12 protein-coding genes are annotated in these 12590 nt (G+C 59.1%); 5 read left to right on the forward strand and 7 right to left on the reverse strand.

Annotated features, from left to right (window positions below; genetic code table 11):
• The first annotated feature begins 21 nt into the window (after positions 1–21).
• The 4 genes from modC to ACVIYL_RS01205 all read left to right on the forward strand — a co-directional run bounded on the left by modC (position 22) and on the right by ACVIYL_RS01205 (position 3358).
• Positions 22–1185, forward strand: coding sequence for a molybdenum ABC transporter ATP-binding protein (gene modC, locus ACVIYL_RS01190; protein ID WP_456777518.1), 1164 nt, complete (start codon positions 22–24; stop codon positions 1183–1185).
• A 16-nt stretch (positions 1186–1201) separates the two neighbouring features.
• A complete protein-coding gene (locus ACVIYL_RS01195) occupies positions 1202–1879 on the forward strand; it encodes a DUF2478 domain-containing protein (protein ID WP_456777519.1) in 678 nt (225 codons plus the stop codon).
• Between the two features lie 369 nt (positions 1880–2248).
• Positions 2249–2803 carry a peroxiredoxin gene (locus ACVIYL_RS01200; protein ID WP_310885441.1) on the forward strand — a complete coding sequence of 185 codons (555 nt, stop codon included), beginning with the start codon at positions 2249–2251 and terminating at the stop codon, positions 2801–2803.
• A gap of 6 nt (positions 2804–2809) precedes the next feature.
• Entirely contained in the window at positions 2810–3358 is a 549-nt protein-coding gene (locus ACVIYL_RS01205; protein ID WP_456777520.1) for a carboxymuconolactone decarboxylase family protein, read from the forward strand.
• Positions 3359–3589: 231 nt separating this feature from the next.
• On the opposite strand, the gene ACVIYL_RS01210 is transcribed toward ACVIYL_RS01205, so the two are convergent.
• The 7 genes from ACVIYL_RS01210 to nifH form a co-directional block, all read right to left on the reverse strand.
• Entirely contained in the window at positions 3590–3886 is a 297-nt protein-coding gene (locus ACVIYL_RS01210) for a ferredoxin family protein (RefSeq protein WP_310879771.1), read from the reverse strand.
• A gap of 40 nt (positions 3887–3926) precedes the next feature.
• On the reverse strand, positions 3927–5234 hold the full coding sequence (locus ACVIYL_RS01215; RefSeq protein ID WP_310885443.1) for an FAD-dependent oxidoreductase: 1308 nt from the start codon (positions 5232–5234) through the stop codon (positions 3927–3929).
• A gap of 13 nt (positions 5235–5247) precedes the next feature.
• Positions 5248–6357 (reverse strand): electron transfer flavoprotein subunit alpha/FixB family protein, encoded by a 1110-nt coding sequence (locus ACVIYL_RS01220; protein ID WP_310879769.1) that lies wholly within the window; start codon positions 6355–6357, stop codon positions 5248–5250.
• A gap of 961 nt (positions 6358–7318) precedes the next feature.
• A complete protein-coding gene (nifW, locus tag ACVIYL_RS01225) occupies positions 7319–7660 on the reverse strand; it encodes a nitrogenase stabilizing/protective protein NifW (RefSeq protein ID WP_310879768.1) in 342 nt (113 codons plus the stop codon).
• Positions 7661–7856: 196 nt separating this feature from the next.
• Positions 7857–9038: a homocitrate synthase gene (nifV, locus tag ACVIYL_RS01230; protein WP_456777521.1), complete on the reverse strand. Its 1182-nt coding sequence runs from the start codon at positions 9036–9038 to the stop codon at positions 7857–7859.
• Positions 9039–9411: 373 nt separating this feature from the next.
• The gene (locus ACVIYL_RS01235) at positions 9412–10146 is read right to left on the reverse strand and encodes a nitrogen fixation protein NifQ (protein WP_456781754.1); all 735 of its coding nucleotides are present in this window, start codon (positions 10144–10146) and stop codon (positions 9412–9414) included.
• A 127-nt stretch (positions 10147–10273) separates the two neighbouring features.
• Positions 10274–11158: a nitrogenase iron protein gene (nifH, locus tag ACVIYL_RS01240; protein WP_028336705.1), complete on the reverse strand. Its 885-nt coding sequence runs from the start codon at positions 11156–11158 to the stop codon at positions 10274–10276.
• 639 nt (positions 11159–11797) lie between these two features.
• On the opposite strand from nifH, the gene ACVIYL_RS01245 reads away from it, so the two are divergent.
• Entirely contained in the window at positions 11798–12205 is a 408-nt protein-coding gene (locus ACVIYL_RS01245; protein ID WP_456777522.1) for an ArsC/Spx/MgsR family protein, read from the forward strand.
• The last annotated feature ends 385 nt before the right edge of the window (positions 12206–12590 follow it).

Raw genomic sequence — 12590 nt, forward strand, 5'->3', positions numbered from 1 at the left:
ATACAGCATAGGCGCGGGCTCGTGAGAGAAGCAAAACCGGGCTATATCGAAGTCGCCTTCAACGGCGCCCCCGCAAGCATCCCGTTGGATGCGCGATTCAGCGTGCCGGCCAAGGGTGTCACGGCAATTTTCGGTCCGCCAGGGTGCGGCAAAACCACGCTCGCGCGCTGCATCGCCGGCGTCCAACGTCTGCCGGGTGGATTCTGCGGCATCGATGGTGAAATTTGGCAGGACGAAACGACGTTTCGGCCGCCTCATCTGCGTCCCGTCGCATATGTATTCCAGCGACCGATTCTTTTTTCCCATTTGTCTGTCAAGCGCACCCTTCTGTACAACGCATCGAAATCGACATCGACAGTGATCGACTTTGATGGCGTGGTTCAGTTGCTCGATTTGGCGCCATTGCTGGACCGTTCGCCGTCACATCTTTCTGGCGTCGAGCGACAGCGACTTGCTCTAGGTAGCGCGCTACTAGCTCAACCGCGGCTACTTTTGCTGGACGACCCGCTCATTGTGCTTGACCGTGCCGCCAAGGGCGAGGTTCTGCCATTTCTCGAGCGCATGCGTGAGGAGCTCACGTTGCCGATGATCTATGTTTGCCACGACATGGCCGACATCGAGCGCTTCGCCGATTATCTCGTCATGATGAAAGATGGCATTGTGACTGCTTCCGGGCCGCTGCACGTCGTTCAGAGCAATCCAGCGCTTGCAGCGCGGGGCGAAGCGGCGGTTTGCGTTGATACCGTGGTCGGCGGCTATGACGGGCGCTATGGACTGGTCATCGTCCGCCTCAGAGGCGCGCGTCTGTTGATACCTGGGCCGCCGCTCAAACCTGGCGCGCAGCTACGGCTGCGCATCGCAGCTGCCGACGTCAGCATCGTGCGCGAAGCTCCGCGCGCAAGCTCCTTCCTGAATGTCTTTCCGGCACGCATCAAAGCCTCCCTGCCGTTCGACGAAGCTGAGATCACGCTGGTTCTGGCGCTCGAAACTGGCCGCTCGGGCGTACCGCTTTTGGCCCGCATCACACGCCGCTCCTTTGATGCGCTAAGGCTCAGTAACGGAATGGACGTATTCGCCGAGGTCGCGCGAGCCTTGCCGGTCTCGCCCCCCGAGCGATTGCTCATAACGCCCGCGACACCGGTAGGAGGTCTTTCACAGCTGAGCGCGGACACGCGAAGCGAATAGAAATAGGACCACGACCATGATCGAAAAGCTTGATAATATCGATCCGACCGATGTGGCAGCGATTCTCTACCAGCCAGAAGACGACGCCGATAAGCTGCTTGCCGATTTCGTCCAGGATCTCGCGCGGCATGACGTACGCGTCGGCGGCCTCGTCCAGCGACACTTCAGGAATGCAGGCGGCACGCACGTTATGCTCGCAGTCGACGTTGCGACAGGGCGAGAGATCTCGATTTCCCAGCTACTCGGCAGCGGGGCGGCATCCTGTAAGCTCGATCCAAACGGACTAGCCGAGGCCGCAGTTGTAGTTTCCCAGGCGCTTCGCGACAAGATCGATCTCCTCGTGATCAGCAAATTCGCCAAACAAGAAGCCGCCGGCCGCGGCCTGCGCGCTGAATTCGTTGACGCGATCACTCGGGGTGTGCCGCTCCTGACAGCGGTTCTAAGAAAATGCCTTGCCGACTGGAGAGCTTTTACCGGTGATGTTTGCACGCTGCTACATTGCGATCGCCAAGCCGTAGAGAAATGGTGGTGCGACGTCGCCACGCGCTTGGCGCGGCGCCACGCCCTCAGCCCGAGCTGGGGCTATTTTGGGACGATGATACCGGACAGCTTGATGACGGCTGCGAGAATGTCGCCAGCGTCGACACAGCAATCGCCGGTCGGACACCTTCGTTTCCTACGAAAACAGCCTTAGCTTCGGCAGCCGTTTCACACCGTGAGCTACCGTGATGCTCTGCGAGGACGCGGAGGATCCATTCTCGATCGCCACTTAGACGTCTCAACCAGCGGATCAATCGCTGGTCGACGAATCTGGCTGCGGCTTTTACACTGCGGCGCCCCACTCAGCACTTACGCGGCGCTCACACGACGTTCCAAGCGATCAAGCATTGCGTATCCAGTCAGCATGATTGGAGGTGGATGTAAGAGCCATCAGACCTCACGATCAGTGTCTGCAGCCAGGCCGCTGGTTAATTGCGACAATCCGATCTTGAGAACGGATGGCATGTCGCTTGCTTCACCGGTGATAGCACAACTTTACGCAAAGCAAACTTGTGAGGTCAGCATGCTCGGAATTGGAAGTCAGTTGCCGCCGTTCGAAATCACGGGTGTGAAGCCCGGCTTTCAGGCGCAGGAAGAAGAAGGACGCAGCGCATTCGAGACGCTGACCGAAACAAGCTTTCCAGAGAAATGGAAGATCATCTTTTTCTACCCCAAAGATTTCACGTTCGTCTGTCCGACCGAGATCGCCGAGTTCGGCCGCCTGTCCAAGGAGTTCGCCGATCGCGATGCTGTTGTACTGGGTGGTTCGACCGACAATGAGTTCTGTAAGCTCGCCTGGCGACGTTCGCATGCGGACCTGCACAATCTACCGATTTGGCAGTTTGCCGACACCAAAGGGACCTTAGTCGATGGCCTTGGCGTGCGTTCGCCCGAGGGCGTCGCCTACCGCTACACCTTTATCGTCGATCCCGACAACACAATCCAACACGTCTATGCGACCAATCTCAATGTCGGGCGCAGCCCCAAGGACACGCTCCGCGTTCTGGACGCGCTGCAAACCGACGAACTCTGTGCCTGCAACCGCGAGGTAGGCGGCGAAACCCTGAAGGTTGCGTGAGGCAACATGTCGTCAATTGAGCAGTTGAATGAGACGATCCCCGATTTCGCCAAGGACGTCAGGCTTAACCTGGCGTCCTTGCTGGGCGATGATACGCTGTCGCCGCAGCGACAATACGGCCTGCTGCTGGCGACTGCGATTGCCACTCGCAATGCAGCCCTGATTGCCGCGATCGAAGCGGCAGCCGCTGCCGTGATGACTCCTGCCGCGATTGCCGCAGCGAAATCCGCAGCCTCTGTGATGGCCATGAACAACGTCTACTACAGATTCGTTCACCTCGTATCCAACCCGGAATACAAGAGCATGCCGCCACGACTGCGCATGAACGTGATCGGCAATCCTGGCGTGGACAAGTCCGACTTCGAGCTATGGTCTTTGGCGGTCTCGGCCATAAACGGCTGCGGTGCCTGTGTCGACGCTCACGAGAAGACGCTGCGGGCTGAGGGCGTCAGTTCCGGAGTGATCCAGACTGCCGTGCGCTTTGCTGCGATTGTGCAATCAGTGGCGGTTGCGATCGAGGCCGCCGGGCTCGCCCCCTCGAAGGCGACGGGTTGATTTCTTTGCTCCGTCCGATCTTCATCGGTTGTGGCGCCACTCAATGGCGCTACGATCATTCCTTCGCCAATCCCAAGCGCGTGTAGTATCCTCAAGCTGTCTTGCTGCGCGTCCCCTCGGGTGCTCGCTCGTTCGAACTTCACCCTCCGTGCAGACGAGCCGGAACGCGCCACAACGGCAGTGAGATCCACCGTTTCATGGCGATCGCACCGCGGGCCCTTCGTTACACTCTCACCCAAACTTGAACAGCACGCCGTACCCGCCGCGCGGATGGCTCCATTTGATGTCGCCGGTAGGTTCAGCGATCACGCGACAGGTGCCGCACTCGATGCAGCCGTCGACGGTTACCTCAACTTGGCCATTGTCGTTGAGTTCGTAGCATCGCGCAGGGCAGGCCTTCAAAAGCGCAAGTAGCTGCGGCGACGGCGTCGTGTGCGCGCGCACGGTGACGTGAGGGTGACCGACGTCGACAAGATAGCGGTTGTAGTACAGCTTGTCTTCGACGCGCACTGAGGGCTCGACATTCATGTTTTGACCTTCCAATTGCAGGACTTCACACCGTTGCCGCTCAGCGCCAGGCGCGAGCAAAACGACACGCATCTCCGAACAGACCTGTCCATGAACGCGCCTTGACGAAGGATTTCAGGGTCGCCTTCTCCTTCTCAACTTTCGGCGTACCATCGACGCGTACAAAGTTCTGCAGCGCCTTGGAGATGAGCTGCGGATAGGTAAGAAAGAAGTTTTGCGAATGAGTGTGCATCAGCGTCGGCATGTCCTTGTACTTCTTGAGGTCTTTGATGACGAAGGACTCGTCCAGCATCCTCTTGTAGAGCGACAGATTTTTCGTGGACATCAGCTCGCGGCGCGATTTCACCTGGGCGATCGCTTCGGCCGCGATGCGGCCTGAGGTCATCGCAAGATTGGAGCCTTCGCGATGAATGGCATTGTTGAGCTGTGCCGCGTCCCCCACCACCACCCAGCCCTCACCGTAGAGCTGCGGGATTGCTTTGTAACCGCCTTCTGGAATGAGATGCGCCGCATATTCCTTGACTTCGGAACCTGCGATCAGCGGCGCCACGGACGGATGTTGCTTGAAATGGTCGAGCATGCCGTAGGGCGTCTGGCCGGTGCGCTGGAAATCGGCGACGAGACAGCCGATGCCGAGCGAAATGCACTCCTTGTTGGCATAGATGAAACCCATTCCGGTCATGCCGCGGGAAATGGTACCGGCCGCCTCGATCACGACGCCTTCGTCGCCCTTGAGATTGAACCGCGCCTCGATAGTCTCGCGAGGCAGAAAGTGCATTTCCTTCACTGCGAGCGCAACATTATCCGGCGTTGGCCGTGAGCGCAGACCCGCTCGCGTGCCGAGCAGGCCATTGACCCCCTCGGCCAGCACGACGACGTCGGCGTGTATTTCGCCGTCGCGGCGATCTGTACGAACTCCGACGATCCTCTCATGGTCGTCCCGTACGAGTTCGGTGACTGTGGTCTCGCACAGCACGGTCGCGCCGGCCTCCCGCACCTTCGAGGAGAACCATTTGTCAAACTGCGCGCGTATGATTGTGTATCGGTTGGGCCGCTCCTCGTTGAAGTCATCCGAGCGGTAGTGCATCCCGACATGGGAGCGATCGTCCATCATCCAGAAACGCTGTTCGACCAGATGGCGTTCCAGCGGAGCCTCCTCGCGAAACTCGGGGATCAGCTTTTCCATCATGTCGGCATAGAGAATTGCGCCCTGCACGTTCTTCGATCCGGGATATTCACCTCGCTCGAGCTGTAGCACCTTCATGCCGCGCTTTGCCATCGTCAACGCCGCCGCGTTGCCGGCCATACCGGCTCCAACAACGATCGCATCGAATCTCTCTTCAATCATCACATCATCTCCTCTAGACCGCGATGCGGGCGCGCGAATTCGGCAAAAGCCTGGCGCGAAATGCTGCCGTCAGCGACGGGAGCAACTGCATGGCATCACTGACGATCGCGACGTGGGCGAAGTCGAAGATCGGCGCATTCTTGTCGGTATTGATGGCGACGATCAGGTCCGCGCCCTCCACGCCGACCCTGTGCTGGATCGCGCCGGAAATGCCGGCCGCAATATAGAGCTTTGGCCGGATGGTCTTGCCAGTCTGGCCGATCTGCCGATCAGACGTCACCCACCCCTTTTGCACCAGAGGACGCGAGCAGCCAAACTCGGCACCAAGCAGAGCCGCCAGTTCGCGTACCAACCGAAAATTCTCGGGCGATCCCAGTCCCAAGCCGCCGGCCACCACGACATCGGCATAGGCTAGATTGGACGTTTCGGAATCTCGGTCGGGAATGAACGTCAGCACTTTCGTGACGATATCGTCTTCAACGAGGCCCAGCGGATGGATAATAATGCGAGCGGCATCGCGTACGATGCGCTCCGGCATCGGCATGACGCGCGGGCGGACGGTTGCCATCTGCGGACGATAGTTCAAGGTATAGATCGTGCACAGCAGCGAGCCGCCAAAGGTCGGACGCGTCGCCGCAAGCGAACCATCGGCGTCGACGTCGAGGGCGGTGCAGTCGGCGGTGAGTCCCGTCGACAAGGTGGTCGCCACCGAACCTGCAAGATCGCGACCGAGTGTCGTCGCGCCTAACAGCAGGATCTCAGGCTTGTAGGTGTTGACGAGTTCGGTTAGCGCTTTCGTATAGGATTCGTTGCGGTAATTCGACAGAACATTATCGCTCACGAGATAGGCCAGATCGGCCCCATAGCAAAATGACTCCAGCGCGGCGTTGCGCGTCGGCTGCCCCTCCGGACCGATAACCACCGCGGCGAGATTCACCTTCAGCCTGTCAGCAAGCCTGCGCCCCGCACCCATGAGCTCCCAGGAAACCGGATGCACCTGGCCGCGCTCCTGCTCGACGAAAACCCAGACATGCTTGTATGCCTTAAAGTGCTCCGGCAGCTCTTTTTTGGCCGCCGCGCGGCCGGCGGCCGGCGGCGCGGCCGTTTTGGTGACATTGCTCATGCTTTAAGTTCCCCTCAATAATACGGGCGCCCGCGCCACAGGATTTTCCACTTCGGTTGCTATGTTCACCTTTGATCAGCGGTGGCCGGGTGCTCGGTGGTCCCGCCTGCTCGGCGCGGCCCAATCGCGCAACGAGAGACGTCGCCTGGGGTGAACGTACCGGCGTGTCAGGTTCCGAGTGCGCCCCGACACAGATTTCTTGCGCGCTCTATTCGACAAGCGCCAGCGAGGCGACCAGGCCGCGTCGATCGCTCTGTCTGGCCCTTTCCATGCTTGAGTACGCGGCTCCGCTTGCTGCGGAATAGCTACACCTCGCTTTCGACCCAGCGCTCCACATTGGCTGTGACGACCAGGGTTATCTTGCCACCACACTGTCATGCAATCCGTGTTCAGCCTGCAGCGCCCGTGGGCCGACATGGGCCACTTCTCCAGGCCCATATTGGTATCGGCCATGGGGTAGATGTGGACCTGCGCAGAATCGGGTAGCAGCTTGATGCGATGCATACCTTCCCTGGCTGCAGCGTGGACGGACGACTTACCCATTGACCACCATTTTGCGCTCGATACCGGCTTCAATCGCATTCGGATGGCACTGCGTGAGCATGAGCCAAGAGATGATGCCGCGGCTCTCGGCAGGCAGTAGAAGTAACGTGAAAGCTTTTCCTTCAAGTCTCATCTCGGACGGCTACCATTTGTCGGCATCGATGACGGGATCGGCACCACAACAGCAAGTGTCGTACCAGTTGCAAGAACCAAGAAAAAGCCGGCGGAAGCAATGAGTTGGAAGACACTTAGAATGGTTGCTAATACCCACGACATGACCAGTCCGAACATGGGTCGGGAATACGACAGCGCCGCTCGAACGATAACTGTAGGGAGTTGATCTGGATGAAGAGGAAGACTGCAGGAGGGGCTGCCACGACGCCACTTGGGACAAACCTCGCTGCGGTGAAGCGCAAGATCACTTCAGCTCGCTCAATGGGACAAAGGCCTTCGGCTTGTCATGCTCCGTGGTCGCATCCTTCAAAACCTTGAACACTCGCTCGTCGAGCGGAGACGATGCCACGAAGTCGGCATAGGCCTGCTCCAGCATCGCTTTGCAACGAGCTCTGATGTCCGGCTCCGCGGCACCAGCGAATTGCTCTTTGGCAAAATATTGTCCCATGCGCCTTAGGATGTGAAGGCGCGCGACATTGACGATCCCAGGATCGTACTCGACGCCTAGCAGCGAAAAAAATTCTTCCGCCGACGAGGCCTTGCTGAGCCGGTCCAGGATACCGGCTGCTGGGTGCGAGTTACTCATCCAAAATCTCCTTTTGAATTTGCTTGTGGACATTCGGCGAAAACGCGGCAGTGCCCGGTGATCCTGTTGCAGCCCCACACCTCGCACAACCAAGCGGAGGCAGGCCGTCATCGTTGCCGCCGATCAGCTAACAGACCTCGTCATCGCGGCGCCTGGCTTTAGAATGGTCTGCACAAACGGTGCTGGGCAGGCCTCTTCACGCGCGGCGGGGCGCCAAGCATCCGCACACATCGCGCCAGATCGCCGCGACTGCTTCGCGCTCGACTGGTAGCTTGTGCTCGATGGCATGCTTGCGGACTTGCGACAGGATCTGTCTAGCCTGATCGGCGCTGGCAACGAGCTGTAATTCAGTGAGCAACGCAGTGATCGCCGAGAGCCCAGAATGCTTGCCGATCACAAAACTGTTGCAGCGCCCAAGCAGAGCCGGATCAAGCGACTGGTAGGTGCGTTGATCCTTTAAAAGGCCATCCACATGAATGCCCGATTCGTGCGTAAACACATGCTCTCCGACGATGGCCTTGTTCGGAGGAATCGCACGTGCGGCTGCGGCTGCAACCACCACGGCGACGTTCTCGAGTTCCGGCAGTATGATGCCGGTCTCGCAGCCATAGAGCTGCTCGAGCGCGACCGCGACTTCCTCGAGCGGTGCATTTCCGGCCCGTTCGCCGAGGCCGATAACGGTTACCGAAGCGTGGCTCGCGCCAGCCTTGATGGCAGAGAGCGTATTGGCGGTTGCCAGGCCGAGATCGTCGTGACCATGAAACTCGAGTTCGAGATCCGTGGTCGCACGCAAACTTCCGACCAGCGCAGAGGTTGTGTCCGGGTCGAGCACACTGAGCGTATCGGCAATACGAAAGCGACGCGCGCCCGCCGCTCTTGCCGCTTCCATCAGTCTAATGAGAAAATCGACATCGGCGCGGGAGGAGTCCTCGCCGCCGACGGCGACCTCAAGTCCCCGCTCGCGCGCATAATCTACCACTCGCTTCACTTGTTCCAGCGCCAGGTCGCGACGACCGCCAAGCTTGGCCGCGATCTGCACATCGGAACTCGGGATCGATATATTGACCATGGACACCTTCGCTTCGATCGCCGCGTCGATGTCTGCTTCCCGCATCCGGCACCAGCCTATGGTGGTCAGTGGAAGCTCTGCATTGACGACAGCGCGGATGGCGGCGATCTCCTCCTTGCCCATCGCGGGCGTTCCCGCCTCGATCTCCGTCACGCCGGCCCGGGCCAGCGCCTGCGCGATCGCCAGCTTTTCTTCTGTGGTGAACGCAACGCCGGGCGCCTGCTCGCCGTCCCGCAATGTCGTGTCATTGAGCACAGTTGGCTTGGCGCGCGCCTGCTCATGCCAAGACTGTTTGGTGGTGGCGGCCATCACGAAAAGGCTCCATATATTTTTTGACCCACCTACGCTTCAGCAACCCGCGTGCCAGCCCGCCATCCCTGGCAACCCATTGAAAACACGGAGCTCTCTTCCTCGGCCAGCGTACTTCGCAAATGATTTGTCGCAAACGCGACAGGTTTAGGAAGCGGACGCCTCACCTTGCCTCTTGCCACGCTGAGCTCGAACGTTAACCCGGTTGCGGCACGCCGTGATGCAGGAATTGTTTGTGGCTTGGAACCGCCTTGGGCCCATCGTCGCTCTCGCATCGAAACGGCGTTAGCCGCGCCCCTCAACTCCTGCGGAGTGGCCAAAGCCCATGAGGCGTTCTCAGATGGACTGTGAGATCGAGGATCCTTGTGACAACTCAAATGGGCCAGTCGCCGCTGACGTCCGGGCGAGCCGCCTGCAACAGAAGGTCGCGGCGGCGCTCGGCCATCCGGCTCTCGCCGCCCTCTTCGCCGAAACAGAGATTGAAGTCGTCACATTGCGTGCACACGGGCGTTGTGCACATGACGAGGCCTTCGTCCTCGCACAGCGAGCGGTAGAAGAAGCGCTTCCAGCGCATATTGTTGATATTGCGCGCGGCGAGCGGCGCAAAGTGACGGCTTAGCAGCCGAGAGAGTTCGCCACGATTGCGTAATCCGAGATCTTCCCACAGGTGATCTGGCTCTATGGCGCGGCGCGCGATCATCGCGGCTAGCCAGCCGCCGATATGCCCGTCCGTCGAGCGTTGCTTGAGCAAAAGATCGCGCACCATCGCGATCTCGTCATTCTCATCGCACTTAGACGCCAGGAGCTGCTCCGAGATATCGACCTCAACCGATGGAAATTGCTGCGCCAGCAGGGTCGCCAGCTGGTGGCCGGACAGGCCGGCCTTCTCGGGAAGCGGGCCACCATCCATCGAGGCGGCCGCCAGGATTGACGCCAGGACATGGCAATCGAAATTGCTGTCGGTCGCAATGTCGGCCTCTTCAGGAGGCACGCCAGTGAGCGCTCGGTAGGTCGCAATTCCTCTTTGCATCTTGCTGCTCGCCTCGACGGCGCAAGAAGCCATAAGCGGAAGGAAGTGCGCTCCTGTCATGATGTTTTGGGTTCCCATAGCGGTCACGGTTGCCCAGCTCCACTCTGGCTGGTCAGATAATCGTCAGAATGCCGGTCTCCCCGGATGGGGGGTGAGGGAGACCGGCATCCGTCGCGCGCCTTCACGAGGCCGCGACCCGCGACCTTTACGAGGCCGCGAGTTCGGCGGCGGTCTTGCCGACGATGGATTCGTCGACGGGCTTCATAATGCCATGCTCCATCAGCATGTCCTCGAGCTCGTCCATGGAGATCGGGGTCGGAATGATGCCTTTGCCGCCATTGTTGTGAACCTTGGTCGCAAGATTGCGATAGTGATCGGCCTGCTGCGAATCGGGCGCATACTCCAGCACCGTCATGCGCCGTAGCTCGGCATGCTGCACCACATTGTCGCGCGGCACGAAGTAGATCAGCTGAGTACCTAACTTCTTGGCCAGCGCCTCCGCCAATTCCAGCTCCTTATCGGTCTGCCGCTCGTTGCAGATCAGACCGCCCAGCCGCACGCCGCCAGAGTTGGCGTATTTCAGGATACCTTTGGAGATATTGTTTGCGGCATACATTGCCATCATTTCTCCAGACATCACGATATAGATCTCCTGCGCCTTGTTTTCCCGGATCGGCATCGCAAAGCCACCGCAAACGACGTCGCCGAGCACGTCATATGAGACATAGTCAATGTTCTCATAGGCGCCGTTCTCCTCCAGGAAATTGATCGAGGTGATGACGCCGCGGCCGGCGCAGCCGACACCCGGCTCAGGACCACCGGACTCCACGCAGCGGATGTCCTTGTAGCCGACCTTCATCACGTCCTCGAGTTCGAGGTCTTCCACGCTGCCAGCGCTCGCTGCAAGGCTCAAAATCGTGTCCTGCGCCTTCGCGTGCAGGATGAGGCGCGTCGAGTCCGCCTTAGGATCGCATCCCACGATCAGGATTTTCTGGCCCATCTCGGCCAGTGCCGCCAACGTATTCTGGGAAGTGGTCGACTTGCCGATGCCGCCCTTTCCGTAGAACGCGATTTGTCTCAGTGAAGACATGTTGTTCTCCATCAACCGATTTGCCAAAAGTTGCGTGCTTCCGACACGCGAGCTTGTTTCTCTCTCAGAAACGGGGCACACGGGTTCAAGGGAAGGAGCGCATCGCTCGTCTTACGCGTCGGCGTGCACCCAGCCCTCACTCAGTGTTGCTGCAACTCAACAGCAATCGCCATGCCAACACTGTCCGCGCTTATTAAGCTTCTGATTACGCTCTAAAAAGCCAACGAGCCGCTGAGCTACCCAGGGAGGTTTGCACCGGACAGGATCTGCGCGGCTGTCAGAAAACGAACAACGGTCACACCCATCAACCGGAAAACGCCGGTTTGGCATGATCTGGTTCGACTTCCTCAACTGGAACGGGACTTGCTCCTCTTCTTGCGAGCCAGTGACGCAATTTGCGGAGAGCAATATGCAGGTCGAGCTCAGAACCTCTAAGGCAAATGGCCGGCGATGGGGTTCGTGGTCGAGGATGACGAGATCAATTGTGCGGCTGACCTCCCGATTGATCCAGCTAATCAAATCGGTGCGCATGAGCTTAAAGGCAGCAAGAAGCGCCTTACAAGGGCCCTGCAGGTCGAAGCTAAATGAGGTCCAGCTCCGCGTCGATCGTTCATCTCAGCTTACCGACATAGGTATACCATGGCGACAATCCTCTTTTATCAGAAGCCCGGCTGCGTAACCAATGCGCGTCAGATGCTGGCGCTGAAGGCCGCTGGCCATGATGTGATAGCCAAGGACATATTGAAGGAGCAGTGGGCTGCGGAGCAATTGCGACGCTTCTTCAACAATATGCCGATCGCATCCTGGTTCAACCGAGCCGCACCTCGTATCAAGTCGGGCGAAGTCAATCCTGATGCAGTCGACGCAGCGAGTGCACTCGCGTTGATGCTTGCAGATCCACTCCTGATCAGGCGACCGCTGATCAACGTCGATGGCGCTAGATGCGCCGGATTTGATCATGAATCTGTGCTGTCGCTGCTTGGCCGGGACACGCCAGATTGCCTTGAGGGATGCTACCAGGATCAAAAGAGCACGCACTGTCCGTAGATGTGAGGACACGATCGATCATAATACCATGCCGCCAACCAATGCGAACAATGCCGCTCCCACTTCGGCTTTTTCAGGATGACCGACGGCAGTTCGCTGAGAACGCCGACGTACGTGGCTCTTCGTAACCACCGGGGCTCAGATTTGCTCGGTTTGAATATGACCTTTCCGTCGCCAGCGATATATGACACCGCTCAGTTCGAACCGCGTTTATTGCGCATGATTCCTGCAGTCTGCATTTGGTCGGAGCTTCAGGCCGTGACACGGCTTATTGAATCGATTCGGCTCAGACAGAACATTGAACTGAATAAGGATCCGAACGGAGCCGCGACGCTTCGTGATCCTTATGCAACGTGGCAGCATAATTGCGTTCGCCGTCTCGCCA

This window comes from Bradyrhizobium sp. USDA 3315, assembly GCF_054056795.1.